At 42.0% G+C, this 26,465-nt stretch carries 27 protein-coding genes, 4 pseudogenes and 2 riboswitches; of the genes and pseudogenes, 25 read left to right on the top strand and 6 right to left on the bottom strand.

Features of this window, described 5'->3' with window-relative positions; genetic code table 11:
- The first annotated feature begins 53 nt into the window (after positions 1 to 53).
- The 20 genes from B6A27_RS17100 (at position 54) to yunB (ending at position 17,800) form a co-directional block, all read left to right on the top strand.
- Positions 54 to 413 (top strand): arsenate reductase family protein, encoded by a 360-nt coding sequence (locus B6A27_RS17100; protein ID WP_066148804.1) that lies wholly within the window; start codon positions 54 to 56, stop codon positions 411 to 413.
- 74 nt (positions 414 to 487) lie between these two features.
- On the top strand, positions 488 to 871 hold the full coding sequence (gcvH, locus tag B6A27_RS17095) for a glycine cleavage system protein GcvH (protein ID WP_044742760.1): 384 nt from the start codon (positions 488 to 490) through the stop codon (positions 869 to 871).
- A gap of 183 nt (positions 872 to 1,054) precedes the next feature.
- A complete protein-coding gene (locus B6A27_RS17090) occupies positions 1,055 to 1,402 on the top strand; it encodes a toprim domain-containing protein (protein WP_044742759.1) in 348 nt (115 codons plus the stop codon).
- Positions 1,403 to 1,417: 15 nt separating this feature from the next.
- Positions 1,418 to 1,732, top strand: a complete 315-nt coding sequence (locus tag B6A27_RS17085; RefSeq protein WP_066148806.1) for a thioredoxin family protein — start codon at positions 1,418 to 1,420, stop codon at positions 1,730 to 1,732.
- A gap of 259 nt (positions 1,733 to 1,991) precedes the next feature.
- On the top strand, positions 1,992 to 2,339 hold the full coding sequence (locus tag B6A27_RS17080; RefSeq protein WP_066148808.1) for an SCP2 sterol-binding domain-containing protein: 348 nt from the start codon (positions 1,992 to 1,994) through the stop codon (positions 2,337 to 2,339).
- A 75-nt stretch (positions 2,340 to 2,414) separates the two neighbouring features.
- Positions 2,415 to 2,514, top strand: a riboswitch (SAM riboswitch).
- 70 nt (positions 2,515 to 2,584) lie between these two features.
- Complete coding sequence (locus tag B6A27_RS17075; RefSeq protein WP_080862753.1) at positions 2,585 to 3,901, top strand: O-acetylhomoserine aminocarboxypropyltransferase/cysteine synthase family protein; 1,317 nt, start codon at positions 2,585 to 2,587, stop codon at positions 3,899 to 3,901.
- A 435-nt stretch (positions 3,902 to 4,336) separates the two neighbouring features.
- Positions 4,337 to 4,444, top strand: a riboswitch (SAM riboswitch).
- An 84-nt stretch (positions 4,445 to 4,528) separates the two neighbouring features.
- Positions 4,529 to 5,554, top strand: a complete 1,026-nt coding sequence (locus B6A27_RS17070; RefSeq protein ID WP_080862752.1) for a methionine ABC transporter ATP-binding protein — start codon at positions 4,529 to 4,531, stop codon at positions 5,552 to 5,554.
- Positions 5,547 to 6,212 (top strand): methionine ABC transporter permease, encoded by a 666-nt coding sequence (locus tag B6A27_RS17065; RefSeq protein ID WP_066148813.1) that lies wholly within the window; start codon positions 5,547 to 5,549, stop codon positions 6,210 to 6,212. The genes B6A27_RS17070 and B6A27_RS17065 overlap by 8 nt, the downstream gene beginning before the upstream one ends.
- 22 nt (positions 6,213 to 6,234) lie before the next feature.
- Positions 6,235 to 7,065: a MetQ/NlpA family ABC transporter substrate-binding protein gene (locus tag B6A27_RS17060; RefSeq protein ID WP_080862751.1), complete on the top strand. Its 831-nt coding sequence runs from the start codon at positions 6,235 to 6,237 to the stop codon at positions 7,063 to 7,065.
- Positions 7,066 to 7,284: 219 nt separating this feature from the next.
- Complete coding sequence (locus tag B6A27_RS17055; RefSeq protein ID WP_080862750.1) at positions 7,285 to 7,647, top strand: carboxymuconolactone decarboxylase family protein; 363 nt, start codon at positions 7,285 to 7,287, stop codon at positions 7,645 to 7,647.
- A 192-nt stretch (positions 7,648 to 7,839) separates the two neighbouring features.
- Entirely contained in the window at positions 7,840 to 8,619 is a 780-nt protein-coding gene (gene sufC / locus B6A27_RS17050; protein WP_066148818.1) for a Fe-S cluster assembly ATPase SufC, read from the top strand.
- 18 nt (positions 8,620 to 8,637) lie between these two features.
- Positions 8,638 to 9,948, top strand: coding sequence for a Fe-S cluster assembly protein SufD (gene sufD, locus B6A27_RS17045; RefSeq protein ID WP_080862749.1), 1,311 nt, complete (start codon positions 8,638 to 8,640; stop codon positions 9,946 to 9,948).
- Complete coding sequence (locus tag B6A27_RS17040; RefSeq protein ID WP_080862748.1) at positions 9,948 to 11,168, top strand: cysteine desulfurase; 1,221 nt, start codon at positions 9,948 to 9,950, stop codon at positions 11,166 to 11,168. The genes sufD and B6A27_RS17040 overlap by 1 nt, the downstream gene beginning before the upstream one ends.
- Positions 11,158 to 11,595, top strand: a complete 438-nt coding sequence (gene sufU / locus B6A27_RS17035; protein WP_080862747.1) for a Fe-S cluster assembly sulfur transfer protein SufU — start codon at positions 11,158 to 11,160, stop codon at positions 11,593 to 11,595. The genes B6A27_RS17040 and sufU overlap by 11 nt, the downstream gene beginning before the upstream one ends.
- Before the next feature lie 29 nt (positions 11,596 to 11,624).
- A complete protein-coding gene (sufB, locus tag B6A27_RS17030) occupies positions 11,625 to 13,022 on the top strand; it encodes a Fe-S cluster assembly protein SufB (RefSeq protein WP_044742747.1) in 1,398 nt (465 codons plus the stop codon).
- A gap of 306 nt (positions 13,023 to 13,328) precedes the next feature.
- Positions 13,329 to 14,177, top strand: coding sequence for a DUF72 domain-containing protein (locus B6A27_RS17025; RefSeq protein WP_080862785.1), 849 nt, complete (start codon positions 13,329 to 13,331; stop codon positions 14,175 to 14,177).
- 14 nt (positions 14,178 to 14,191) lie between these two features.
- Positions 14,192 to 15,010: a sulfite exporter TauE/SafE family protein gene (locus B6A27_RS17020; RefSeq protein ID WP_080862746.1), complete on the top strand. Its 819-nt coding sequence runs from the start codon at positions 14,192 to 14,194 to the stop codon at positions 15,008 to 15,010.
- Between the two features lie 15 nt (positions 15,011 to 15,025).
- On the top strand, positions 15,026 to 16,405 hold the full coding sequence (locus tag B6A27_RS17015) for a bifunctional metallophosphatase/5'-nucleotidase (protein ID WP_066148828.1): 1,380 nt from the start codon (positions 15,026 to 15,028) through the stop codon (positions 16,403 to 16,405).
- Between the two features lie 54 nt (positions 16,406 to 16,459).
- Positions 16,460 to 16,762 carry a YunC family protein gene (locus tag B6A27_RS17010; protein ID WP_080862745.1) on the top strand — a complete coding sequence of 101 codons (303 nt, stop codon included), beginning with the start codon at positions 16,460 to 16,462 and terminating at the stop codon, positions 16,760 to 16,762.
- A gap of 282 nt (positions 16,763 to 17,044) precedes the next feature.
- Positions 17,045 to 17,800 carry a sporulation protein YunB gene (yunB, locus tag B6A27_RS17005; protein WP_066148832.1) on the top strand — a complete coding sequence of 252 codons (756 nt, stop codon included), beginning with the start codon at positions 17,045 to 17,047 and terminating at the stop codon, positions 17,798 to 17,800.
- 251 nt (positions 17,801 to 18,051) lie between these two features.
- On the opposite strand, the gene B6A27_RS17000 is transcribed toward yunB, so the two are convergent.
- The gene (locus B6A27_RS17000; protein WP_201722583.1) at positions 18,052 to 19,020 is read right to left on the bottom strand and encodes a M23 family metallopeptidase; all 969 of its coding nucleotides are present in this window, start codon (positions 19,018 to 19,020) and stop codon (positions 18,052 to 18,054) included.
- Between the two features lie 207 nt (positions 19,021 to 19,227).
- Between B6A27_RS17000 and lipA the strand changes: the two genes are divergently transcribed.
- The 4 genes and pseudogenes from lipA to B6A27_RS16985 form a co-directional block, all read left to right on the top strand.
- Positions 19,228 to 20,124: a lipoyl synthase gene (gene lipA / locus B6A27_RS16995; RefSeq protein ID WP_080862743.1), complete on the top strand. Its 897-nt coding sequence runs from the start codon at positions 19,228 to 19,230 to the stop codon at positions 20,122 to 20,124.
- A gap of 109 nt (positions 20,125 to 20,233) precedes the next feature.
- Positions 20,234 to 20,457: pseudogene (locus tag B6A27_RS18885) on the top strand (transposase); the annotation flags it as partial.
- Positions 20,458 to 20,570: 113 nt separating this feature from the next.
- A pseudogene (locus B6A27_RS16990) lies at positions 20,571 to 21,058 on the top strand (transposase); the annotation flags it as partial.
- 63 nt (positions 21,059 to 21,121) lie between these two features.
- Positions 21,122 to 21,327, top strand: a pseudogene (locus tag B6A27_RS16985) (DDE-type integrase/transposase/recombinase); the annotation flags it as partial.
- Between the two features lie 73 nt (positions 21,328 to 21,400).
- On the opposite strand, the gene B6A27_RS16980 reads toward B6A27_RS16985, so the two are convergent.
- From B6A27_RS16980 to B6A27_RS16965, 5 genes and pseudogenes are all read right to left on the bottom strand, one after another.
- Positions 21,401 to 22,231 carry an IS3 family transposase gene (locus B6A27_RS16980; RefSeq protein WP_369824206.1) on the bottom strand — a complete coding sequence of 277 codons (831 nt, stop codon included), beginning with the start codon at positions 22,229 to 22,231 and terminating at the stop codon, positions 21,401 to 21,403.
- A gap of 1 nt (position 22,232) precedes the next feature.
- Positions 22,233 to 22,550 carry a transposase gene (locus B6A27_RS19450; protein ID WP_338078451.1) on the bottom strand — a complete coding sequence of 106 codons (318 nt, stop codon included), beginning with the start codon at positions 22,548 to 22,550 and terminating at the stop codon, positions 22,233 to 22,235.
- Between the two features lie 51 nt (positions 22,551 to 22,601).
- Positions 22,602 to 23,021, bottom strand: coding sequence for a hypothetical protein (locus B6A27_RS16975; protein ID WP_183187129.1), 420 nt, complete (start codon positions 23,019 to 23,021; stop codon positions 22,602 to 22,604).
- A gap of 145 nt (positions 23,022 to 23,166) precedes the next feature.
- Positions 23,167 to 24,372, bottom strand: a complete 1,206-nt coding sequence (locus tag B6A27_RS16970; RefSeq protein WP_080862742.1) for an MFS transporter — start codon at positions 24,370 to 24,372, stop codon at positions 23,167 to 23,169.
- 457 nt (positions 24,373 to 24,829) lie between these two features.
- Positions 24,830 to 25,907: pseudogene (locus tag B6A27_RS16965) on the bottom strand (IS256 family transposase).
- Positions 25,908 to 26,243: 336 nt separating this feature from the next.
- On the opposite strand from B6A27_RS16965, the gene B6A27_RS16960 reads away from it, so the two are divergent.
- Positions 26,244 to 26,465, top strand: a 222-nt coding sequence (locus B6A27_RS16960; protein WP_139788158.1) for a hypothetical protein, incomplete at its 3' end; no start/stop codon positions are given.

Raw genomic sequence — 26,465 nt, 5'->3', positions numbered from 1 at the left:
GAAGTACCAGACGAATCGTCTGGTACTTTGTTTATAGAGGGTGATGAACGATCATGTTAACTTTTTACTGGTATCCGAAATGCAGCACTTGCCGAAAAGCGAAAAAATGGTTAGAGGAGCGCGGCATCGCAGTGAATGATGTACATATTGCCGAACATCCACCAACAAAAGATGAATTAAGAGAGCTTTATCAACAAAGCGGGCTTCCGCTCAAAAAGTTTTTTAACACAAGCGGCATGAGGTATCGGGAGCTAGGATTAAAAGATCGCATCAGCACAGCGACTGACGACGAGCTGCTTGAACTATTGGCATCGGATGGCATGCTGATTAAACGGCCGATTGCAACAGATGGGACGCATGTGGTAGTAGGATTTGATGAGCAAGCTTATGAAAAAATTTTTGGACAAGTATAACGAATACAGTCGAGTTTTTCAAAAAAATCAGTTATTATTAAAAAGAATACATTGCTGTTGGAGGGACATAAATCATGAACACACCAAAAGAATTGCGCTATTCTGAAGAACATGAATGGGTACGTGTGGAAGATGGTAAAGTTCGAATTGGAATTACTGATTTTGCGCAATCCGAGTTAGGAGATATCGTATTTGTTGAGCTTCCAGAGGTAGGTGCGGAACTTACAGCAAACGAGCCGTTTGGCAGTGTTGAATCAGTGAAAACGGTTTCTGAGCTGTATGCCCCTATCAGTGGAAAAGTTGTTGAAATTAATGAAGAATTAAACGACAATCCTGAATTTGTCAATGAATCTCCATATGAGAAGGCATGGATGATTGTTGTTGAGCCGACTGATTTAAGCGAAATCGATCGTTTATTGACGGCTGAACAATATGAGCAAATGATTAACCAAGAATAAGATCGATTCTAGCACGCCGTGGCTAATAATGCCGCGGCGTTATATCTTTTATATGAATAGTGAATGGTTAAAGCAAGCATGGATTGTTTCTCCGATCTCAAGGCTGTTTTATTTTTGGAAGCAGGAAGGTAGAAAACAAAGAGCGAATGGAATACAATATACATAACTTCTTTTCATTAGGTGATGATCATGATGGATAAAGAAAAAGTAATTATTGTCGAGGGGCGCTCCGACAAAAAGAAAATAGAGGGCATGATTAAAGATTCCGTTGAAATCATTTGCACAAACGGGACGATCAGCCGTGCAAAATTAGATGAGTGGATTGATCAGCTGTATGATAAAGAAGTGTTTATCTTAGTGGATTCGGATGAAGCGGGAGAACGATTGCGAAAGCAGCTGCGCCGTGAATTTCCTGAGGCGGAGCATTTATATATCGATCGCATGTATCGAGAGGTGGCCGCAGCACCTAAAAAACATATTGCAACGGTGCTGCTGAGCGCTAATATTGATGTGTATGCAGATGATTGGTAAAAGGTGTGAAGAAGTGTGGAAGAAGTAACGATACAGCAATTAGATGAACTCATTCAGCAGGAGGAGTTTGTATGTTTGTATGTATATACACCGATGTGCGGCACATGCCAGCTAGCGAATCGCATGGTCAGCATTGTTCAAGAGCTAACTTCTCATGTAGCCTTTCGGAAGTCCGATATTAACTATATGCCGGATCGAGCGGTCAGCTGGGAAATTGAAAGTGTACCTTGCCTGCTGTTATTTAGAAACGGGGAAATGAAAAAGAAGTTATATGCATTTCAATCTGTCCCATATTTATATGAGGTGATTCAAGAATTGCAAAAGCCGTAATGCATGCATTTATGGATAAGAGAAGAACAAACAGTAGATAGGTCCATTTTAGATTGTGCAGAAGTGTTGGCATCCGTATAGATTGAAGCAAGCCTTTGGGGGCTTGCTTTTTTATTTAGAGTTTTTTTGACATATTTCTCGGGAAATATGAAAAATCGTGTACGTTTTCTTGATGATTTGTCGACAAGTTTATAAAGGAATTATGCCTTTTTCTATGGAAATAAATGAGAGAAAAGGATAATGGAGAGGCGGGAAAACGATGAAGATTTATGAATTAACTAAAAAATTTATGGAACGTGTACAGACGTTGCACCATCTGTTGCCGATTTTACCGGAGGAGGAACTCTACATTCGCTTTGAATGCGATGCAGAAACACTGATTTTCGCCATTTCAAAAACGGGAGTTCATCTGGCGCAGGAAGCTGATGAAAGGAAGATATTAACCATTAGAGGGTCGAAAGAGGCGCTTGTTAGTCTGTTGAAAGGTGAACTTAAATTGCAGCAGCAGCTCCGCTTAAAAGAATTAGTGGTTTCCGGTAGCTTTCGTCACATGCTTTTATTAGAATCGCTTCTTCATTTAGCTAAACCATATCGTTATGCCTCTTGAATATGAAATCACGAAATGTTATTGACATGATAAAAAAACAGTGTTATTATTCAGAAAAATAAAATAATAAACAAGTTCTTATCAAGAGTGGCGGAGGGACTGGCCCGATGAAGCCCGGCAACCGGTTTGACACGGTGCCAATTCCAGCAGAGTGTATCGCTCTGGCAGATAAGAAGAGTTAAAGGAAATTTCCCCCTCTTCTTATGATGAAGAGGGGGTTTTCATTTGATTATAAAAAGGAGAGGATGACAGTGGGCGAAAAATCATATCGTTTAGAAACGCTGGCGGTGCATGGGGGGGTAAGTCCAGATCCTGTGACAGGAGCAAGAGCCGTTCCGATTTATCAATCGAACGCTTATCAATTTGCCAATACGGAGCATGCAGCCAACTTATTCGCATTGAAAGAAGAAGGGTACATTTATACGCGCATTCATAACCCGACCGCCACAGTCTTTGAGGAAAGAGTGGCACAATTAGAAGGAGGAATTGGAAGTCTTGCAGTAGCAAGCGGCATGGCCGCAATCACGCTTGCGATCTTAAATATAGCGCAAGCAGGAGACGAGATTGTGTCAGCTTCAACGCTATATGGAGGTACCTATAACCTCTTTGCCACTACCCTTCCGAAATATGGGATTACAACGCATTTTGTTGATCCCGCTAATCCGGAAAATTTTCGTGCTGCCATTACGCCAAAAACGAAAGCGATCTTTGCAGAAACGATTGGTAATCCAAGTTTGCACGTACTAGATATTGAAGCGGTAGCCAACATTGCGCATGAAGCGGGTATTCCTCTCATTATTGATAATACGTTTGCCACTCCATATCTATGCCGTCCGATTGAGTATGGGGCGGATATCGTTGTTCATTCAGCTACTAAATGGCTGCTTGGAAACGGTACAACGCTTGGCGGCATTATTATAGACGGAGGAAAGTTTAATTGGGATTCTCCTAAATTTCCGGGATTTACAACTCCGGATCCAAGCTATCACAATCTTGTGTATGCAGAAGCTTTAGGTCCGGCTGCTTATATCATTAAGGCTCGTGTGCAATTGCTGCGGGATCTTGGACCAGCGATTAGCCCATTTAATGCGTTTCAATTTAATTTAGGGCTTGAGACGCTTCATGTACGCATGAAAGAGCATATTGCTAACACGCGTCGGATTGTAGACTATTTAGATCGCCATCCGGCAGTAGAATGGGTGCTGTATCCTGGACACGAAAAGCATCCAGCCAAGAATTTGGCCGAAAAATATTTGCCGAAAGGAGCGGGAGCCGTTGTGGTGTTCGGCATTAAAGGAGGAAGAGAAGCGGGAGCGGCTCTCATTAACAACGTGAAGCTTTGGTCGCACTTGGCCAATGTAGGAGACGCCAAAAGCTTAATTATTCATCCAGCCAGCACCACGCATCAGCAGTTGAGCCCAGAAGATTTGCAGGCCTCGGGAGTTACGGAAGATTTGATTCGTCTATCGGTCGGCATCGAAAATGTCGAAGACTTAATTGAGGATTTAGAGCAAGCCATCGCCATTGCCACAGGAATTCGTTCGCTGTATTCAGAGGTGTAGAAAATAGCCGTCAACAATTGAATCGGTCATGAAGTCCATTCATATTGATAAAACAATAGTTTCAACGAGAGGTTAGAACATATTAAAAACAGGCGTGGTGATGATCCAATAAAAACCGATTAACGCCGCCCGATTCCTCGTTTTTCCGTCATAATCTGTAAACCCTTTGCTTGTCCACTGTCAGCATGTCTTTGTCAAACAACGAACGCTTTGTGGGCAAGATGGGCCCGCTGGCGCTTTTGCTCGAGGGAGATGCCGAAAAGGTTGTGTTAAGCCAGAGCATTTTGAATGGATCATCGGCGCTTGTGTATTGATTCTATGATTAGGAATTATTTTTCTGTTGACACCTTCCTTTATAGAATGATAGAATCACTTTTGTAATTTGTATAATTCTTAGATGAATTAAAGCATTAACTGAATAAAGGAGCGTTGCTGCTCTTATCAAGAGAGGTGGAGGGATGTGCCCTATGAAACCCGGCAACCGTCAGCATTCGACTGAAATGGTGCCAATTCACACAAAGCGTTCGCTTTGAGAGATAAGAGACAGAAATGGGAGATATTAAAACCTTTCTGTTCTCTTGAGCAGAAAGGTTTTTTAGTTGCTGGAACAAGGAAGGTGAATCGCGTTTGATTACGCTAGAAAATGTAACAAAAGTATATTCGTCAAGCCAGGGAGCGGTAACAGCTGTCAATGATGTAAATTTGCACATTAAAGAAGGGGAGATTTTTGGCATTATTGGATATAGCGGTGCTGGAAAAAGCTCGCTGATCCGTCTTTTAAATGGCTTGGAAAAGCCTACAAATGGAAGAGTGATGGTTGCCGGTCAAGACATCGCAAGTATTAAAGGAAGAGAATTGCGCAAGGCGCGGCAAGAAATCGGAATGATTTTTCAGCATTTTAATTTGCTTTGGTCAAGGACGGTCCGAGACAATATTGCGTTTCCCTTAGAGATTGCTGGAGTTCCAAAGGAACAGCGGTTAAAGCGGGCGGATGAACTCATTCATCTTGTGGGTCTGCACGGAAGAGAAAATACCTATCCATCGCAGCTCAGCGGGGGGCAAAAGCAGCGTGTCGGTATTGCGCGGGCGCTCGCGAACAACCCGAAGGTGCTGTTATGCGACGAAGCGACTTCTGCTTTGGATCCGCAAACGACAGATTCGATTCTTGAGCTTTTAGTTGATATTAATCAGCGCCTCGGATTGACTATTGTATTAATTACTCATGAAATGCATGTAATCCGTAAAATATGTGATCGTGTGGCGGTAATGGAAAACGGAAAGATTGTCGAAGAAGGAAAGGTATTGGATGTATTTCAAAATCCGCAACAGATGATAACGAAACGGTTTGTTCAACAGATTACGGAACCTGAAGAAACGAAAGGGACGATTGCTCATTTGTTCAACCAATATCCTAACGGCAAAGTTGTCCAGCTTACTTTTGCTGGCCATGCGACTGAACGGCCGCTCATCGCAGAACTGATCCGAAATTTTGAAATAACCATTAATATTTTGCAAGGGAAGATTTCACAAACCCATCAGGGCTCGTATGGAGTGCTGTTTGTTCATATGAGTGGAACGGATGAGGAAGTAGCCAGAGCGCTTGACTACATTCGTCAGCAACAAGTCGGTGTGGAGGTGATGACGAATGAGTAGCATGTTTCCTAACGTTCAGTGGGAATCGATTTGGGCGGCAGCGTCGGAAACGCTGTATATGACAGGAGTTGCCGTGGCGTTTACATTTGTATTTGGACTCATTCTAGGATTGTTGCTGTTTTTAACATCCAAAGATAATATTTGGGAAAACAAAGCCATTCATACAATCGTTTCTGCTTTTGTTAATATTTTTCGTTCTATCCCATTTATTATTTTAATTATTCTGCTTATTCCTTTTACAAAGATGCTAGTCGGTACGATTCTTGGGGCAAACGCGGCCTTGCCGGCGTTGATTATTGGCGCTGCTCCATTTTATGCGCGCATGGTGGAGATCGCTTTGCGTGAAATTGACAAAGGTGTGATTGAAGCGGCGAAAGCCATGGGAGCGACAACGGCGACAATCATCTGGAAGGTATTGATTCCTGAATCGCTGCCGGCTCTTGTCTCAGGGATCACCGTAACCGCTATTGCGTTAGTTGGCTATACGGCGATGGCGGGAGTAGTGGGCGCTGGTGGCCTTGGGAATCTTGCTTATTTAGAAGGGTTCCAACGCAGTCATAACGATGTGACCTTTGTTGCTACAGTGCTCATTTTAATCATTGTATTTGCCATTCAGCTTATCGGTGACTTTGTCACTTCCAAAATAGATAAGAGATAACAATATAAAGGAGGAAAAACAGATGAAAAAATGGTGGGGTGCATTATTAGCGGTAGTGCTTGTGCTCGCGTTGGCGGCATGCGGCGGCAAAGACGGCGCACAAGGAGACCAAGAGAAAAAGGAATTAGTAGTAGGCGCATCGAATGTGCCGCATGCTGAGATTTTAGAAAAAGCGAAGCCAATTCTTAAAGAAAAAGGCGTCAACTTAAAGATTGTCACATTCCAGGATTATATTTTGCCGAATAAGGCGTTAGAGAATAAAGAAATCGACGCTAACTATTTCCAGCACATTCCTTACTTAGAGGCACAAATGAAAGAAAACGGCTATGATTTTGTCAATGCTGGCGGTATTCATATTGAACCAATCGGAATTTATTCTAAAAAATACAAAAGCCTTGAGGAGCTTCCAGAGGGAGCCACCATTATTATGAGCAACTCTGTCGCTGATCACGGGCGTATTTTGTCCATGCTTCAAGAGAAAGGACTTATTAAATTAAAAGACGGCATTGATAAAACAAAAGCCACGGTTAAGGATATTGTAGAAAATCCGAAGAAGTTAAAATTTAAAACCGATGTTGATGCCGGTTTGCTGCCACAAGTTTACCAAAACAATGAGGGCGATGCGGTCGTGATTAACGCCAACTACGCTTTAGATGCCGGATTGGATCCTGCGAAAGATCCAATTGCTGTCGAGTCGCCAAAAAACAATCCATATGTGAATATTATTGCGGTACGTAAAGGCGATGAGAATCGCAAAGACATTAAAACGCTTGTCGAAGTGCTTCAATCCAAAGAAATTCAAGATTTCATCAAAAAAGAATACAAAGGTGCTGTCATTCCAGCAACTGAGTAATACTATAAAGAAAGCGGAAGCTTCATAGCGGAGCTTCCGCTTTTTAATGTTCTCTTACTTTTGGTGTAATCAGCATGAGAAACCACGGGGCTTGATGATTATGCAACCATTTCTTCCAGATCGTTCAAGCCGATTTTTCTTTTCGATTCAGTTATATGATCTTCCCATTTTAGTCAATAATATAACCGCAGTTCTTATGATTTTGAAAGGAGCTTGAGGATGAATCAACCAACACATTCTTCAACAGAAGCGGCATTGCAGCATTATAAAGAAGGATTGGGCGCCTTCACACAGAAAATCCCCGCAGTGGCAGAGAAATTTAATGCCTTTACTAAAGCATGCTTTCAGAAGGGAGCTTTGTCGCAAAAAGAAAAGCAATTGATCGCTCTCGGGATTAGCCTAGCTACACAAGATGAATATTGTACGATTTATCATACGAAAGGCTGTATCGATCAAGGGGCGACAGAACAGGAAATCTTGGAAGCTTGCAGCGTTGCGGTAGCGTTTGCGGGAGGCGCAGCGATGAGCCAAGCGGTGACGCTTGTTCAAGAATGCATTGCCGAATTGACGACAAAACATTAGTGCAAAAGCCTCCAGAATAGGAGGCTTTTTTGATATGTTTACTTATTAAACTTTTTTATTTAAAAAGTATACTAATGGAGTTAAATGGTTGCTAATACCTTTCATTTGTTATAAGATTGTAATGAGAATAAAATGAGAATCACAATAACGATGAGATACACAAACTTCTTTTAGAAAATTGGAGGTATTTTTATGGCGGTATTGACAATCAAAGATCTTCACGTATCAGTGGAGGGGAAAGAAATTTTAAAGGGTGTAAATTTGGAGGTAAAAGGCGGAGAAATTCATGCCATTATGGGGCCGAACGGAACGGGAAAATCAACGCTATCTTCCGCAATTATGGGCCATCCAAAATATGAAGTAACAAAAGGAAGCATTACACTAGATGGACAAGACGTTCTTGAAATGGAAGTAGATGAGCGCGCGCGCGCCGGTTTATTTTTAGCTATGCAATATCCAAGCGAGATTAGCGGTGTGACGAATGCCGATTTCCTTCGTTCTGCCATTAATGCTCGTCTTGGAGAAGGGAACGAAATTTCGTTAATGAAGTTCATTCGCAAATTAGATGAAAAAATGGAGTTCCTTGAAATGAACTCTGATATGGCTCATCGTTACTTAAATGAAGGATTTTCCGGTGGAGAGAAAAAACGCAATGAAATTCTTCAGCTTATGATGCTAGAGCCGAAAATTGCGATTTTAGACGAGATCGACTCGGGTCTTGATATTGATGCTTTAAAAATCGTTTCAAAAGGTGTTAATGAAATGCGCAGCAGCGATTTTGGCTGTTTAATTATCACTCACTATCAACGATTGCTTAATTACATTACGCCAGATTATGTGCATGTGATGATGCAAGGACGCATTGTGAAATCCGGCGGTCCAGAATTAGCGCAGCGCTTAGAAGCTGAAGGATATGACTGGATCAAAAAAGAATTGGGCATTGAAGATGAAATGATTGAGCAAGAAGCGTAAGCGTTAGGAGGATTATTTATGGCAATCGAAACGAAACTACCATTCGATCAACAGTATGTGCGCACTTTTTCTGAAGGGCGCGGAGAACCAAGCTGGCTTTTAGATCTTCGCTTACAAGCTCTTGCCAAAGCAGAAGAGTTGTCATTGCCAAAGCCAGATAAAACAAAGATTGATAAATGGAATTTTACCGAGATCACACAACATTTTGTACAAAGTGCGCCGTTTGCATCTCTAGAAGAACTTCCGGAATCAGTAAAAACACTTGTTGATGCAGGCGAAGAAGCAAAAAATTTATACATTCAACGCGACCAGACACCAGCATATGTTTCATTATCGGATGACTTAAAGAAGCAAGGAGTTATTTTTACGGATATTTTCACGGCTGTGCGTGAACATGGAGAGCTTGTGAAAAAATATTTTATGCAGGATGGAGTCAAAATCGATGAGCACCGCTTGACGGCTCTTCATGCAGCGCTTCTCAATGGCGGCGTTTTTGTATATGTTCCTAAAAATGTGGAAATCAATACCCCGCTTCAAGCTGTTTATATTCATGAAACACAGGATGCGGCACTGTTTAATCACGTGATTGTCGTAGCGGAAGCGAATAGTAAACTTGCCTATGTTGAAAACTATGTTTCCATCCATGAAAATGCGAATGCAGTGGTTAATATTGTCGCTGAAGTATTTGCCCATGAAAATGCTCAAGTGATTTTTGCAGCGGTTGACCATTTGGCAAAGGGAACGACCACATATGTCAATCGCCGCGGGATCGCAGGACGCAATGGCCGCATTGAGTGGGCATTAGGATTGATGAATGATGGAAATACCGTTTCTGAAAATATTACGCGATTAATCGGCGACGGTTCTTATGGCGACACAAAAACCGTGGTGGTTGGACGCGGCGAGCAAACGCAAAACTTCACGACAAGCGTTGTGCATTACGGCAAGAATACAGAAGGCCGCATTTTAAAGCACGGCGTCATGAAGGATAGCGCGACTTCCATTTTTAATGGTATTGGCAAAATTGAGCACGGTGCTGCGAAATCAAATGCTGAGCAAGAATCGCGTGTGCTTATGCTCAGCGACAAAGCGCGCGGCGACGCCAATCCGATCCTTTTAATTGATGAAGATGATGTAATAGCGGGCCATGCTGCTTCTGTTGGACGGGTGGATCCCATTCAGCTTTATTATTTAATGAGCCGAGGTATTCCAAAGGTGGAGGCAGAGCGTTTAATTATTCATGGATTCTTAGCACCTGTTGTCAAAGAAATCCCGCTGGAGAACGTGAAAAAGCAACTTATTGAAATCATTGAAAGGAAAGTTAAATAATGAACGTAAAAGAGGTTCGTCAGCTGTTTCCAATTTTAGACCAAGAAGTTAATGGGAAGCCATTAGTGTATCTTGACAGCGCAGCTACTTCTCAGAAGCCTCTTCCGGTAATTGAAGCGCTTAATCAATATTATCGCGGATATAACTCAAACGTTCATCGCGGCGTGCACACGCTTGGAACGAAAGCGACGGATGCGTATGAAGGAGCGCGTGAAAAAGTACGCAAATTTATTAATGCAAAATCAACACAGGAAATTATATTTACACGCGGGACGACGACCGCATTAAATACCGTGGCGGCGAGTTACGGACGCGCCAATCTGCGCGAAGGAGACGAAATTGTCATCACGTATATGGAACATCATAGCAATATCATTCCTTGGCAGCAGGTGGCTAAATATACAGGCGCTACGTTGAAATATATTCCGCTTCAAGAAGACGGATCCATCAGTCTAGAAGATGTTGAAAAAACGGTGACGCCGAATACAAAAATTGTTTCTGTTATGCAAGTATCGAACGTTTTAGGTGCGATAAATCCAATTAAGCAAATTGCGCAAATTGCTCATCAAAATGGTGCTGTCATGGTTGTGGATGCTGCACAAAGCGCACCGCATATGAAAGTCGATGTGCAAGATTTGGATTGTGATTTTCTTGCATTTTCTGGGCATAAGATGTGCGGTCCGACAGGCATTGGCGTATTATATGGTAAACGTTCGCTTTTGGAGCAAATGGAACCCGTTGAGTTCGGCGGAGAAATGATTGACTTTGTCGGTTTGTATGAATCGACATGGAAGGAACTCCCGTGGAAATTCGAAGGGGGAACGCCGATTATTGCTGGTGCGATTGGGCTAGGAGCCGCTATTGATTTTCTTGAGCAAATCGGTTTAGAAAATATCATGGCTTATGAACACCAATTGGCGCAATACGCGCTAGAGCAGCTTTCCGCTATTGGAGGCTTGACGATCTATGGACCAAAGGAACGTGCAGGTCTTGTCACATTCAATATCGACAATGTTCATCCTCATGATGTGGCCACGGTGCTTGATGCGGAAGGAATTGCCGTCCGTGCCGGACATCATTGCGCGCAGCCTTTAATGAAATGGCTCCATGTTTCCGCGACTGCGCGAGCAAGCTTTTATTTATATAATACCGAGGAAGACATTGATCGGTTAGTAGCGGCATTAAAGAAAACGAAGGAGTATTTCAGCCATGTCTTTTAATAACCCTTTAGATACATTGTATCGCCAAGTCATCATGGATCATTACAAAAATCCGAGAAACCGCGGCGTGCTTGAGGGCGAAAATATTGATATTAATATGAACAATCCGACATGCGGCGATCGTGTCCATTTAACGATGAAGGTAGAAGACGGAAAGGTGATGGATGCGAAATTTGAAGGGGAAGGCTGTTCGATTTCGATGTCGTCTGCTTCGATGATGACGCAAGCAATTAAGGGAAAAACGATCGAAGAAGCACTAGAGTTAGCCCATGTCTTCTCTGATATGATGCAGGGAAAGGAATACGATGAATCGCTTGATTTAGGAGATATTGAAGCGCTTCAGGGCGTTTCTAAATTTCCTGCTCGCATTAAATGTGCGACGCTTGCATGGAAGGCGATGGAGAAAGGCTTACGCTCACAGCAATGAAAGGCTTGTAAAAAAGGAGGCGAATCATAATGGCGAAAAAAATGCCAGAAATCGGCGAATATAAATATGGCTTCGTCGATAAGGATGTTTCGGTGTTTCGTGCGAAACGCGGATTGACGAAAGAGATTGTAGAAGAAATTTCGCGAATGAAAAATGAGCCGCAATGGATGCTGGAATTTCGCTTAAAAGCGTTAGATATTTTTTATAGCTTACCAATGCCACAATGGGGTGGCGATTTATCAAGTTTAAATTTTGATGAAATTACGTATTATGTAAAGCCATCAGAAAAATCAGGGCGTTCATGGGATGAAGTGCCTGCGGAAATTAAAGCGACATTTGATAAATTAGGCATTCCAGAAGCGGAGCAAAAATATTTGGCAGGGGTATCAGCGCAATACGAATCCGAAGTGGTGTACCACAACATGAAAGAAGACCTTGAAAAGCTCGGTGTGATTTTTAAGGATACGGATTCCGCTCTTAAAGAAAATGAAGATATTTTCCGAGAGCATTGGGCAAAAGTGGTGCCGCCAACAGACAACAAGTTTGCAGCGCTTAACTCGGCAGTGTGGTCGGGCGGCTCGTTCATTTATGTTCCGAAAGGAGTGAAAGTGGAAACTCCGTTGCAAGCATATTTCCGGATTAACTCGGAAAACATGGGACAATTTGAGCGTACATTGATTATTGTCGATGAAGGCGCACATGTGCATTATGTGGAAGGCTGTACCGCTCCGGTGTATACCACAAACTCGCTTCACAGCGCCGTTGTGGAAATTATTGTGAAGAAGGGTGCGTACTGCCGCTATACAACAATCCAAAACTGGGCCAACAACGTCTTTAACCTTGTAACGAAGCGTGCGGTTTGCGAAGAAAACGCAACAATGGAGTGGATTGACGGAAATATTGGCTCTAAATTAACGATGAAATATCCGGCTGTGATTTTAAAAGGAGAGGGCGCGCGCGGTTTGACGCTTTCCATTGCGATCGCTGGAAAAGGCCAGCATCAAGATGCTGGGGCGAAAATGATCCACTTGGCGCCAAACACATCTTCGACCATTGTTTCTAAATCTATTTCTAAGCAGGGCGGAAAAGTAACCTATCGCGGAATCGTCCACTTTGGTCGAAAAGCATCAGGCTCTCGCTCCAATATTGAATGTGACACGCTCATTATGGATAATCAGTCTACTTCTGATACCATCCCATACAATGAAATTTTAAATGATAACATTTCATTAGAGCACGAAGCAAAAGTATCAAAGGTATCAGAAGAGCAACTGTTCTATCTCATGAGCCGAGGCATTTCGGAGCAAGAAGCGACGGAAATGATCGTGATGGGCTTCATTGAGCCATTTACAAGAGAGCTTCCGATGGAATATGCGGTAGAGATGAACCGTCTCATTAAATTCGAGATGGAAGGAAGTATTGGTTAATCCTTATCCTATCAAGGTGTAGTGTTTCCTTGGGGACGCTGCGCCCACCATTGATCCATGATTGCATCTGATCAGCTCTATTGATTTAGCTTCATCCCCACACTGTTGATTAAATATCCAGCAGTGTGGGGTGTTTTTATAGTCGAACATTCTAGTTTGGACGAACAAAGAAGCCAACATGTTTTGCTTCATCCCTGTTTCTAGCCAATGTATCAATAAAGCTGCGTTGTTTTCATGGAAGTTCAGGCCGATTTGCTACATTATTTTTCCACATAATTGTGTTATGATGAGGTTAAGGTGATGCGGATGATTTATATCGGATTAACTGGCTGGGGAGATCACGACAGCCTTTATCCACCCGGTCTTGCTTCTAAGGATAAACTGCAAGAATATGCGGCTCATTTCCCAACTGTCGAGGTCGATTCCTATTTTTATGCGATTCAGCCGCAGCAAAATGTAGAGAAATGGATTCGTGAAACTCCTGACGCTTTTCGTTTTATTGTAAAAGCGTATCAAGGAATGACAGGCCATGAACGTGGAGAAATCCCCTATTCAAGCAAGGAAGAAATGTTTGCTGCTTTTTTATTGTCCATTGCTCCGTTTTTAGAAGCGAAGAAGCTGGCCATGGTGTTGTTTCAATTTCCGCCTTGGTTTGATTGCCGGCGTGAGCATGTCGCTTACTTGCGCTGGTGTCGAGAGAAAATGGGGGATGTTCCAGTGGCCTTAGAGTTTCGGCATCAGTCATGGTTTTGGCCCCGTTTTTATGAAAAGACATTGAAGTTTATGGAGACGGAAGGATGGATTCATAGCATTTGCGATGAACCGCAGGCAGGGGAAGGATCGATTCCGGCTGTTTTACATCCAACAAACCGCGAAAAAACACTGATTCGTTTTCATGGCCGCAACGTGCACGGATGGAATAAAGCAACGAGCGGAGAAAATTGGCGTGCGGTCCGTTATTTGTATCGCTATCGTGAAGACGAGTTACGCGAATGGGTGCATCATATTCGGCGTCTTCAGAAGCAGACACATGAGCTTTACATATTATTTAATAATAATTCTGGCGGAGATGCGGCAGATAACGCCAAACAGCTGCTTCAAATGCTTGGTATCGAGTATACGGATTTAGCGCCAAGGCAGTTAGATTTATTTTAACGGAGAGGGATATAATGGAGTACGTGTTATTGATTTTGGTCGGTTTTTTGGCCGGCACGATCGGCAGCTTAGTAGGGTTAGGTGGAGGAATTATTATTGTACCTTCATTATTGTTTTTAGGAGCCATCCATTTTTTGCCCGACGTTTCTCCGCAAGTAGCAGTAGGCACATCACTAGTGGTCATTATTTTTAACGGTCTTTCCTCGACGCTGTCTTATATGAAAGAACGCATGGTGGACTATCAGAGCGGATGGCTTTTTTTTATCGGAAGCGGACCGGGGGCCATGCTTGGTGCGTGGACCAATCAAATGCTAAGCTTGAAACATTTTTCGCTTTACTTTGGCTTGTTCTTAGTTTTCGTTTCGTTTTTGTTGATGCTGACCAAACGTTCCACCCATTTGCCTAAACAAAAGCATTTTGTTGTCACGCGCACATATATAACAAATGAGGGAGAAACGGTCATCTATGGATACCATCCGGCAATCGCGATTGCGATTGCCTTTGCCGTCGGCTTCTTCGGCGGATTGTTTGGGATTGGCGGAGGATCGCTGATGGTTCCAGCGATGATCCTGCTGTTTTTCTTTCCGCCGCACGTGGCTGTGGCCACATCCATGTTTATGATCTTTGTGTCTTCCGTTGTGAGCTCTATTACCCATATCGTGCTGGGAAATGTGGAATGGCTGTTTGCGATTGCTTTGATCCCAGGCATTTGGATTGGCGCAAAGATAGGGGCATGGATGAATAAAAAACTTAAAAGCCAAACGCTTGTTTTGATGCTGCGGCTTGTCCTGATTCTGCTTGGAGTGCGCCTTATTATTCAAGGCATTTCATAAAAGAGGTGTTTTTGGTTGAAGCAAAATCTTTATATTTATCATACAAACGATGTGCATAGCCATTTTGAAAATTGGCCAAGAATTGCTAAATTTTTGCAGGATAAACGACGCGAACATGAACGGCAAAACGAAAAAATGCTTTTGTTCGACATCGGTGATTTTATCGATCGATTTCATCCCATTACAGAAGCAACAAGGGGAAAAGCGAATGTGCAGCTATTAAATCAATTGCAGTATGATGCGGTGACGATTGGCAATAATGAAGGAATCACGCTTAATTATGAGGAGCTGAGTCAATTATATGAAAACGCCCGTTTTTCCGTTTTAGTAGCGAATTTGTTTGGAAAAGATGGGAAACGTCCGCCGTGGCTTCAGCCGTATCGCATCATTTCCGTGTCTGACACCCTTCGTATTGGCGTAATTGGAGTCACCGTTTATTTTAAAAAATTTTATGAGCTGCTAGGATGGAACATTACTCCACCATTAGAATGGCTGAATGACATTGTACACGATGTGCGAAAACAGGCCGACGTCGTGATTTTGCTGTCACACTTGGGAATTAACGATGACGAGTTCATTGCGCAAACGGTATCAGGGATTGATCTGATTCTCGGTGCACATACGCATCATGTGCTTTCAAAGGGGAAATGGGTGAACGATACGCTTCTATGTGGCGCTGGAAAGTATGGACAACACATTGGAGTGGTGAAGCTGTCCATGCCGGAAAAGAAATGGGAAGCGGAAGTAGTAGATATAGCTGCGCTTTCGGAATGCGAAGACACAAAGCAGATGCTTATGGGGCTGGAGAAGGAAAGCTTACAGCAGCTTGACAAAGAAGCAGTGGCTGAACTCCATCAAGAACTGCCTTTACAATGGTTTTCTCCATCACCTTTCGCCCAGCTGCTAGCCTCAGCCTTAAAAGAATGGTGTAGCGGCGATATAGGTATGGTGAACGCAGGAGTGCTGCTCGAACCGTTGCCAAAAGGCATTGTCACAAAAAAGGATTTGCATCGAATTTGCCCTCACCCGATTAATCCATGCAAAGTGTATTTACGGGGAGACGAACTAAAAGAAGTGATTTTACAAGCGCATACAGAAACGATGAAGCGGCTCTCCATAAGAGGATTCGGATTTCGCGGCAAAATAATGGGACAAATGGCGTATGATGGCGTGAAACTGCAAACAGAGAAGACAAGTGATGGCTCAGAACATGTTCGCCATATTTTTATTAATGGTAAGGAGCTGAGGGCTGATCAAACGTATGCTGTCGCTACGATTGATATGTTTACTTTCGGGCATTTTTATCCGCAAATTCATCGCGCTCCGCAAAAAATCTATTATATGCCTGAATTTCTGCGGGATTTGCTGGCATGGAAATTAGCCCAGCCATCGTAAGCACACTTTTTTCTCTTTTTCATACATTGAATTAGAGAAAGGAGTGTGTTCGGTATGATCGATGTTAAACCTGTTATGATTGACAATTATCCATTTATCGCAATTTCTGTGCAGCTTCCTAAAACGAATTTATTAGCGGTCGCAAGCGATCAAGGGTACATTATGTGCGGAGCTCTAGATGTGGGATTATTGAATGAAAAATTGAAAGATAGAGGGATTATTGCAGGCAGGGCGGTAGGTGTCCGCACCATTGAACAGTTGCTAGAGGCGCCATTAGAGTCGGTAACGGTGGCAGCTGAAGAAAGAGGAATTACGGTTGGAATGACAGGAAGGGAAGCTTTGCTTAAAATGAAATAAAGGTTCTATAAATAGAAAAACAATCGTTTGATTTATAGAGAGGCAACTTGGGATGTCAACACATTGTCGCTTTCTCAATGAAGCGGCGGTTTTATTGCGACTGTCGGGATGTCTAACGCCGCTTTCATCGTTCTGGGAGGCGGCGTTATTTGATTGCCAGGTTCGTTAGTTTAAGCCTTTATATCGAGGCAAATATCGAGTTACATCTATAATTGGGATAAAAAAATAACAAATGTCCTCTCTTTCAAGCATACATATAGCTTGTAAAGGGGGGATTTTCCGTTGGCTGCATTTCCCGGACGTTTACCAAAAAAAGGGCCTCTTCCTTTTCGTTATTTATTTTTGCTCACTTTTGTTTTTTTTATTTTATCTACAGTAGTCAGTCTTTGGATTATTAATAAAGGAATCGAACCGGTGTTAATGGATATTGCCGAGAGTGAAACGAAGCGAGTCGCTAATCTGGTCATCAACAGCGCGATTAAGCAGCAAATTGAAGAAGAAGAAATAAACATGAATGATGTAATTGTGATCCAGCATGATACAAACGGCAATATCGCTTCCATTAATTATAATAATGCGATTGTCAATCGGGTTGTTACCAAGCTTGTTGATCGCGTGGAAAAGAATTTAAAAGCAGCATCTCGAGGAAAATTTCAGGAGCTTGAAATTTCTAGTGTGGGCGTTGAAGATTCGGAATCGAATGAGGATGGAATTATCTATTATATACCTGTTGGTCAAGCGACAAATAATGTGTTGCTTGGAAGTTTGGGACCTCGCGTTCCTGTTCGGTTTGACATCATCGGTGATGTGACGCCAGAAGTGAAAAAAAGCATCCAGCCGTTTGGAATTAATAATGCCCTTGTAGAAATTTCCGTCCGTGTCGAAGTGAATGTTCAAGTGATTATTCCATTTTCAACAAAACCGATTGTTGTGGCTCGGGACTTTCCGGTTGCAATGCAAGTCATTGAAGGAGAGGTTCCGAACTTTTATAACAACGGAAATAACGTGAATCCATCTTTTGAAGTACCGACTCATTAATATGAAGCAGATGGATTTCCGTCTTTTTATAGAATCGGTACGATGAGAAGCTGGGATGTATAACTGATGCAAAGCAAAATCTCCATTTTGTCGATGGTTGGAGGCAAGCTGCCGACTTCTTGCCAAGCATCCGCTTTTAGGCCCATTCATCATTCTGTGACGCGGCTTTGTTCGGCCACCTGACTGTGTGTGGCGGAAAAGGTCAAATTTCAGTTACTGTTCTCTATTATGCAGGGTAAGAAGAGATCGGATCATTTCCGATCTCTTTGTTTTCGTTTTATTTTCTCCATTCTTTCCCATATTTTTAAATGCGGATACGGATCAAATGACCACTCTGCATAGCCGTTATCTTTATACATGCCATAATGAAGATGCGGTGGAAATTTGCCAGCAGTGCCGGGAGGGCCATAGCCTGAGCTGCCAACAGCGCCGATAATCATTCCCGGTTCAACAATTTGTCCTTGATGCAAGCTTCCAGCAAATCCGTTTAAATGGGCAAAATAATGATACGTATTATTAATATCGCGTATGCCAACACGCCATCCTCCGTACTGGTTCCATCCTTTTAATTCAACGATGCCGTAACAAGTGGAGCGTACAGGAACTCCATAATCAGCGAAAATATCTGTTCCTTCATGAATTCTTCTTCCCCCCCAGCCTCTTGCATCGCCCCACGTATCTTTATAGGTGTAGTTAGCGTGAAGAGGAAGAGGAAATACGTGAGTATCAAGACGAAGAGTGCCATATTTTTTATAAATTTTCACTTTTCCTAAAATCATATCGACGGTTTTACTGCGATGATAATACTGCCATAGAGCCATTTTTAAATGCTCATGATCGGTGCCGTATGATTGGAGAAACCGCGCCATGGAAAAAATAATATCCTCATCATTTGTCGAATCAGCTACACCATCTCCATTTCCATCCATTCCAAAACCGCCAAATTGTGAGATCGTGAACGGATTCGTATCATTTTGATTTTTATTAAGAGGGCCAGACCATATTTCCGGTTTAATATAAATACCAAGAACGCCTTTCGCTTTCGGTAAATCGCGGCGCACAAGGCGGACATTTCGTTCATATTGATCAATTGCGGCAAAATAATACCAAGGAATGAGCGAGACTGCTTCCGCTTGTTTGTACAGCTCCATTCGCCGTTCATAAATATCTTCATCATGCATGGTTTCTTTTGCAAAGACGGACAGGGGAAACGAAACCATGCATAAAACGGCCAATGCCAGAGAGATTAGTTTATACACATCTTCCTACTCCTTTCAGAAAATCTGATATCATTAGTTTGAGGAGATTGGCGGTTTTCATAAATATTAAAAATTGGAAGCTGCAAGCGGTTACGACAATTTCCTTTGTGTTCAACCTTGCTTTTTTTTATAATAAAAATGTGTAAATAAATTATTGGAGTGTGAAAAATGGCTACAAACGAAGAACGCATTCGCAAACCCGATTGGTTGAAGATAAAGCTGAATACGAACGAAAATTACATCGGCCTGAAAAAAATGATGCGCGAAAAGCAATTGCATACCGTTTGTGAGGAAGCAAAATGCCCGAATATCCATGAATGCTGGGCTGTAAGAAGAACGGCCACCTTTATGATTTTAGGGGATGTTTGTACGCGTGCATGCCGTTTCTGTGCGGTCAAAACAGGCTTGCCGACTGAGTTGGATTGGAAGGAACCGGAAAGAGTGGCCGATTCCGTGCGCATTATGAACTTAAAGCATGTTGTTGTAACAGCTGTAGCGCGTGATGATTTAAAAGACGGAGGAGCGGCTGTGTTTGCGGAAACGGTCCGTGCGGTTCGCCGCAAAAATCCGTTTACGACCATTGAGGTGCTTCCGTCTGATATGGGTGGAGTATATGAAAATTTAAAAACATTAATGGATGCTCGGCCTGACATTTTAAATCATAATATCGAAACCGTCCGCCGTCTCACTCCAAGAGTTCGTGCCCGCGCTACGTATGAGCGCTCCCTTGAATTTTTACGGCGTGCTAAAGAATTGCAGCCGGATATTCCAACTAAATCCAGCATTATGATTGGACTTGGAGAAACCAAAGAAGAAATTATTGAAGCGATGGATGACCTAAGGGCTCATCATGTTGATATTTTAACGATTGGACAATATTTGCAGCCGACAAAAAAACATCTTAAAGTGCAAAAATATTATCATCCGCATGAATTTATGGAATTAAAAGAAATAGCGCTAAGTAAAGGATTCAGCCATTGCGAAGCTGGACCGCTTGTGCGCTCTTCTTACCATGCGGACGAGCAGGTTAATGCGGCTGCGCGCCAAATGAACCAGCAAGTATAAATGTCAAAAGGTCCTGTTTTTTGTAAACAGGATCTTTCAGCTTGTCGACTTTGTCGACAAGCTTTTTTATTATAGTTGAGGAATAGTAAGGTGTATGGAGGTGAGAAATATGCTTCAACGACAAAATACGGACAAACGTCATTCGATGATGGCTGTTACTCTCGATGAGTTAGTACCCCAAGACCATCTTGTTCGAAAAATCGATGCAGCGATTGATTTTTCGTTTATCTATGATTGATGAAAGATTTGTATTCGGAAGATAAAGGTCGTCCAAGTATTGATTCTGTCGTTCTGATTAAAATTCCATTGATTCAGTACTTATTTGGGATTCGACTTTCATGATCCGATCAACGTCAATTATAAATTATCTCGCATTATCTCACAATTATGTCTCGTTATTTCATAATTTATCATCATCACGATTAGTATTATTTAATATTCTCCGTGCGAAGCCGTTTGCGCGCAGCCTCGAACCGAACGATACCCGCCTCGTCACGATGGGACAGGAGCGTTACCGCGTGTATCGTTACAAAGGCATCCTAAACGGTCTTGAGAATGCGGTGGTGCTGCTGGCTTGGAAGGCGGATCAGCTGACGACACCGGAACCTCTCCATTGCGTCTTGAGCACCGACCGGGAATTGAGCGACTGCGTTACTACGCCCAGCGTTGGACAATCGAATGCTTTTTCCGTCAGGCGAAAGATCAACTGAAGCTGGATGGATACCGCGTTCGCCACATGCAGGCAGTGAAACGGTATTGGGCGGTGGTGCTCTTGGCCTGCGTGTACAGCATCGCCGAATCCCGACAAAACCTCTCCGCCGGACTGGAGCTTCTTCGATCGCGGAAAGGCCACCGCGTCGTAGAGTTCATTTATGACGCCGCGAAGCAAGATATTCCCATTGATGTGATCAAAAAACAGCTCCGTATCGCGTAAGGGGTACCCTGTTTGTCTCTCTAACCATGGAAATTATTGTGATTAAAAATGCTCATCTACAGATACATAAAAGTAAAAGGTCAATGGATGGATTTGTATCGTGCAGTTAATTTTGAAGGAAGTACCATTGATTTTTATTTAAGCAAAACAAGTGATCAAAAGGCTGCAAAGCGCTTCCTAAAGAAGCTTTGCGGTCTTTTTATGTTTCTAAGCCTCGTGTCATAACCGGCGATAAAAATCCAGCGTATTCAGTAGCCAGTCAACAGCTAAATATAATGCTCCCCAATGTCAAGACACACGAAGTGGAGTTCTAAGTTCATTCTCCTTTCGAGTATTGGGTCATTAGGCTGCACAAAATTCTCTACCGTTGTAAGTCTCCAGTGGACACAGATCGCCAATCGCGGAATGGGGTCTGTAGGTGTTGTATTCATGAATATACTCGGTAATGCCTTTTCTCAATTGACGTGGTGTCTCAAATTCTTGGGGGTAGATCAGGTCATATTTCAAAGTTCTAAAGAAACGCTCTGTTCTCACATTATCCAGAGCTTGTCCTTTTCCATCCATGGAGACTTTGATCTCGGCTCGATCCAGTAAACCTAAGTAATCCGGGTTTGTAAAGTGCGACCCTTGGTCCCTATTCATTATTTCAGGCTTGCGGCTTTTCAGTGCCCGTTCCAGACAGTTCATAACAAAGGTTTTCTCTAAGGTGCTGGAAAGCTCGTAATCGACGATACACCGACTGCACCAATCTATGATGACAAAGAGGTACATAACGCCCTTCTCCATCCGGAGATAGGTAATATCGATCCCCCAGACCTGATCAGGACGACAGCTATTTAGCTTTCTAAGTAGATAGGGACGAATATACTGAGCATGGTAACGCTTGCTGAGGTGGGGCTTCGGGTAAATGGTGTGCATGCCCATCTCACGCATCAATCTCCGGATCTTCTGACGATTCACGAGGATATGGTCATCGCGGCGGATGACTTTTGTGATGGTCCGGTAACTCCACGTAGGGTGGACCGTGTGCAGTTCATCGATTCTGCGCATGATAAATAAGTCGTCGTCAGAGATCACCGTCTCCTTGGGCGGCTGACGATAAACGCTGCTTCGATTGATGCTTAACAATTCAGCCTGCCGGCTAATCGTAATCTGAGAATCACTAAAATCAATATTATTTTTTCTTCCAGCCTGGCCCGAGGATTTCTGTAGATTTTTTTTCCAACCCGTCTACCCCATAGGTAAGCTGGCCAACCTTTTGCTCCAGTCCTGCGATATGTTGTTTACTTTGTTCGAGTTCCTTTTCGGCTTCGGAAGGCCCTTTCTTAAACACTTCCGAGGCCCGTTCGATGAACTCCTTTTTCCAACGAGAGAGTACAACTGGGCTGACATCATATTTGGCTGCAATTTGATTCACAGTAGATTCTTCTGACAAGATTTCAAGGACGACTTTCGTTTTAAATTCTGGCGTATAATTCGTTCTCTTCTTCATAGTTACAGTATAACTTAGATTTCGGATTTTGTGTTTCACCCCCTGGGGACATTATAGTCCTTGCGCTTCTAACTCGATGACACGGTTCAAAAAAGGGGAAATCGGTGTTTTTCTTTTTCGTCGATGAATCGGTGGCGGAGTTGTCGTCTGAAGGTATTTTTTCACCGTTTTCCGATCTAGCTCATATTCCTTCGCAAGCCCAGAAATGTTCTTCCCTGATGGATGAGCCGTTTGGATTTCTTGAATAAGTGCCCATTTTTGTTCCTGGCGCTCCTTTTTCCTCTTTTCTGCCTTTGTCCTTTCGATTTCACGAACAGATGGGAGAGATTTACTCCATGTCATCACAGAAGGAACGAGGAATAAAAGAAGAAAATCCAGTCTCTTCTTCGCATTCCCGATCAAATGCCATCGATCATACACATGAAGGATGGAAGGATTGGCATTGGCCATCCCTTGACGGAATGCTGTCAATCCATTTGAATTTTCCATCAAAAGAAGAATTGTTGTTCGGTAATCTGTCACTAATTCGCTTGATGAAGGAAATTCTTGACTTACCTCCGACAGCCGAAAAAATTTGTAACAGAATTTCTGATTATTTAGAACTCTAATCTTCAAGTTAAACTGATATAGATGTTTTACTATCCCCCACTTTGTACTTTTTGTAAAAAATAAACAAATAAATAAATAAGGGGATGGACAAAATTGACATTCCAAAGATCATGCCCTTGTATCCAGATTGTTCTCCAACTATTCCATATAGTGGGTACATAATAAGAGTTACAAAGTTTAAGGCTGTTCCGAAAAAAGAAAGAACAGTTGCTCGAACTTCTTCCTTAACATATTTATTTAAAAAGAAATACACAGAAGGCTCTAGAAAATCTAATTTAAGATAAATAAGGAAAAATCCAAAGATTACTAAAGGTATATATTCTGTAAGCAAACATATAATACCCACAAAGAACATACTGGTTGTAATAATTAATATTGTCTTTAATGTTAGTTTTGTCAGATGATAGGAATTTATAGCTGCTAGCGCACTCAGGACCGTACAAATACCATAAATGATTCCAATAGAATTAGTACTAATATTTAACTCATTAAAATATCCCTGAATAAATATAGTTACGGTGTTAGTGCTGGCAGCTAAAGTAGTCATAAATAAAACTAAAAATTGGATAGTAGGAATCCTTTTAATAACATTTAATCCTTCTGATGCAATTTTTAGAGGAGTTGTCCTAGATACTCTTTCTTTTATTGTTACAGATTTATTTTCTGGGAAGAATAGGATTACTAGTGTGGCAAGTAAAAACAAAATTCCTTGCCATAAAAAAGGTAAATTTATTGATTTAGAAGCTAAGAATCCTCCAATTATTGTTGTTGTTCCCAATGAAATTGCCGCGATTGCTTCTCTCCAACCTAAAAATTTTGGATATTTACTTTCCAAACCTTTTCTTTTTAAGTAATCATACAACATGGCTTGATCTGAACCACTAAGAAAAGAGGAAGCCATCGCATCTAAGCTAAATAATATTAAAAACACCCAAAAATATCCATATATATCCAAAAAGCTAGTACTATAGAGTAGAATTCCAGACAAACTGGCTAGTAGACTACCAATAGCCATAGAGTATTTTCTTTTTATATAGTCTGCTAGAACACCACTTGGAAATTCGCTCAAAAAGCGAATACTATAATAAGAAAGCTGGATTAAACCAAATTGAAAAAGTGTAATTTTATTATTGATCATAAATATCAGTAATATAGATCTTGAAAATCTCGAGTTAGATAAAATTATAAATAAAAAATAAGATAGATATCCCATTAATACTTCAGTCCCTTTTTGATGAATAAAATATATAAGTTAAGGATTGAAAAAACGGTAGGAAAGTTGGAACATTGCTTGATCCGACGAAAAAAACACTTCAATCGACCAACGCTTTTGATACATGCCAGCGATTATGTCTGCCGAAACATGAGATTGATGACGACACGAATCTCAAACCTTCACAAAATGAAGATATTAGTAAATCTCAATAACGCTGAGAGAATTAGGTTGACTACAGTAAAGCCTCTGAATTATTTTTTTATGAATTTGCACACAAAAAATAAAATTGTAACTAGGGTACCGTCAAGAATTTTGTGTAATGTAAAATAGATAGGGTATCTCTGAAATGGATTTGGAATAGAGGGGGGCTGTTTCCTCCACACATAAGACTGAATATTCAGTCTTATGTGTGGAAAGGGAGAATCCCCTTATCTCATTGATTTACATTATTTGGTTAATTGTAACGTTCTTCAAACATTCGTTGAAGAGCTTCATGTGCTTCGGCAAATCCTCGCAACTTTCGTCCTGCCCATTTCTCATTAAAATCTTGGATGGTCAAATACACGACTTTTTCCGCGGCTTCTAAACTACTCAAACTGTTCATCGGCTTGAGACGTTTCCGAATCTCCTTGATCGTTCGTTCGATGGCATTCGTCGTGTAAATCACACTTCGAATACTGCTTGGATAATCCATAAATGTTAGGAGGACATCCCACTCATGGGCCCAAGATTGAACTTCTCTCGGATACTTGCTGGACCATTTCGACTCAAACTGTTGAAACATCTGTAACGCCATCTCCTTATTCGGCGAGCGATAAATTAGCTTGAGATCCTCTGCCACTTCAAATTGATCTTTTTCCGAACACGATTTAAGGTATTACGTACTTTGTGAACGACACAACGCTGCACATCGGCTTTCGGATAAACCGCCTTAAAGGCTTCCTCCAATCCCGGTAGTCCATCGAATACGCCCAGAAGCACTTCCTTTACGCCCCTGTTGTATAGTTGTTGAAGAATCTCCTGCCATACATAGGCGCTTTCCTGTCCTCCCACAAAGAAATCAAGAATTTCACGATACCCTTCTTCGTTTACCCCTAACACGACATAAATGACCTCTTTTTCTACCGTATCTCGACGAAGTTTCACGTACAACCCATCCAGATATAAGACCGAATATCGCTTTTGTAGAGGACGTGTGTGCCATTTCGCAATGTCTTCCTTTACCACATCCGTGATATGACTAATCGTTGTTGGTGAGTAGGCATTTCCTAAAATTCGTTCAATAAACTTGCCAATCTCACGTGTACTCATGCCACTTTGATACATCTTGATGATGGCTTCCTCGAGCCAGCCGGTATGGCGTTGGTAAGGGGGAACAACTGCGTTTGAAATTCCCCGTTTCGGTCTCTTGGGATCAAAAGACCTTCAATCCGGCCATATTGCGTATCTAGATTTCGTTGATAGTAGCCGTTTCTCATATTCGATGTTCCGGCTTGTTCTATTTCGAGGAAATTTTTTATTTCTTCCCGCATGATCCGTTCTAGTTTTTCCTTTACAAACTGACGAATGGCGTTTTCCAGTTGATTGACCCAGTCTACATTCGGTATACTTTTAGACATAGGTAGGGTTCTCCTTTCTCTAAGATTTTTGGCCAAATCAGAGAATACCCTACCTTTTTCTTTTGGTCTAGTAAAATGCTTTACACAAAATTTTATGCATCATCAGCATGGGGCTGTCCAAAAAGTCAGGGTAACTGACTTTTTGAAGCCCCTCTTATTTTTTTTATTTTTTAAAAAAGTACACAAAAAAAATCGTCCTATCCTGTAAAATGAAGGTACCACCACAACATTCCAGAAAGGACGATTTTTATGAGCAATCAAATGATTACTACTGAAAATTATAACACGCAAATGACACTTTTTCCAGAGACAGAGGAAAAAAAGCCCTCTAAAAGACAATTAGCCCCTACTTTTAAACCCTATGACAACCGTCAAATTCAAGTGATTTTTGATATTGAAGCCCTTATACCAGAACATCACGTCGCACGAGTAGTGGACGAAATGGTGGAATCTGTACCAGATGAGCTATTG

The organism is Anoxybacillus sp. UARK-01 (assembly GCF_002075365.1).
Classification (GTDB): domain Bacteria; phylum Bacillota; class Bacilli; order Bacillales; family Anoxybacillaceae; genus Anoxybacteroides; species Anoxybacteroides rupiense.
The sequence above is the reverse complement of the archived record's forward strand: the minus strand, read 5'-3'. Positions and strand labels throughout refer to the sequence as shown.

What these genes read in the sequence shown, in the direction of transcription:
- gcvH (WP_044742760.1), top strand. Translation starts at nt 488, where the DNA reads ATGAACACACCAAAAGAATTGCGCTATTCTGAAGAACATGAATGGGTA.
- B6A27_RS16970 (WP_080862742.1), bottom strand. Translation starts at nt 24,372, where the DNA reads ATGGGATATCTATCTTATTTTTTATTTATAATTTTATCTAACTCGAGA.
- B6A27_RS17010 (WP_080862745.1), top strand. Translation starts at nt 16,460, where the DNA reads ATGATCGATGTTAAACCTGTTATGATTGACAATTATCCATTTATCGCA.
- B6A27_RS17100 (WP_066148804.1), top strand. Translation starts at nt 54, where the DNA reads ATGTTAACTTTTTACTGGTATCCGAAATGCAGCACTTGCCGAAAAGCG.
- B6A27_RS17025 (WP_080862785.1), top strand. Translation starts at nt 13,329, where the DNA reads ATGATTTATATCGGATTAACTGGCTGGGGAGATCACGACAGCCTTTAT.
- sufC (WP_066148818.1), top strand. Translation starts at nt 7,840, where the DNA reads ATGGCGGTATTGACAATCAAAGATCTTCACGTATCAGTGGAGGGGAAA.
- B6A27_RS17000 (WP_201722583.1), bottom strand. Translation starts at nt 19,020, where the DNA reads ATGGTTTCGTTTCCCCTGTCCGTCTTTGCAAAAGAAACCATGCATGAT.
- B6A27_RS17080 (WP_066148808.1), top strand. Translation starts at nt 1,992, where the DNA reads ATGAAGATTTATGAATTAACTAAAAAATTTATGGAACGTGTACAGACG.
- sufD (WP_080862749.1), top strand. Translation starts at nt 8,638, where the DNA reads ATGGCAATCGAAACGAAACTACCATTCGATCAACAGTATGTGCGCACT.
- B6A27_RS19450 (WP_338078451.1), bottom strand. Translation starts at nt 22,550, where the DNA reads ATGAAGAAGAGAACGAATTATACGCCAGAATTTAAAACGAAAGTCGTC.
- B6A27_RS17060 (WP_080862751.1), top strand. Translation starts at nt 6,235, where the DNA reads ATGAAAAAATGGTGGGGTGCATTATTAGCGGTAGTGCTTGTGCTCGCG.
- B6A27_RS17090 (WP_044742759.1), top strand. Translation starts at nt 1,055, where the DNA reads ATGATCATGATGGATAAAGAAAAAGTAATTATTGTCGAGGGGCGCTCC.
- B6A27_RS17040 (WP_080862748.1), top strand. Translation starts at nt 9,948, where the DNA reads ATGAACGTAAAAGAGGTTCGTCAGCTGTTTCCAATTTTAGACCAAGAA.
- B6A27_RS17065 (WP_066148813.1), top strand. Translation starts at nt 5,547, where the DNA reads ATGAGTAGCATGTTTCCTAACGTTCAGTGGGAATCGATTTGGGCGGCA.
- lipA (WP_080862743.1), top strand. Translation starts at nt 19,228, where the DNA reads ATGGCTACAAACGAAGAACGCATTCGCAAACCCGATTGGTTGAAGATA.
- B6A27_RS17075 (WP_080862753.1), top strand. Translation starts at nt 2,585, where the DNA reads ATGACAGTGGGCGAAAAATCATATCGTTTAGAAACGCTGGCGGTGCAT.
- sufU (WP_080862747.1), top strand. Translation starts at nt 11,158, where the DNA reads ATGTCTTTTAATAACCCTTTAGATACATTGTATCGCCAAGTCATCATG.
- sufB (WP_044742747.1), top strand. Translation starts at nt 11,625, where the DNA reads ATGGCGAAAAAAATGCCAGAAATCGGCGAATATAAATATGGCTTCGTC.
- B6A27_RS17055 (WP_080862750.1), top strand. Translation starts at nt 7,285, where the DNA reads ATGAATCAACCAACACATTCTTCAACAGAAGCGGCATTGCAGCATTAT.
- B6A27_RS17020 (WP_080862746.1), top strand. Translation starts at nt 14,192, where the DNA reads ATGGAGTACGTGTTATTGATTTTGGTCGGTTTTTTGGCCGGCACGATC.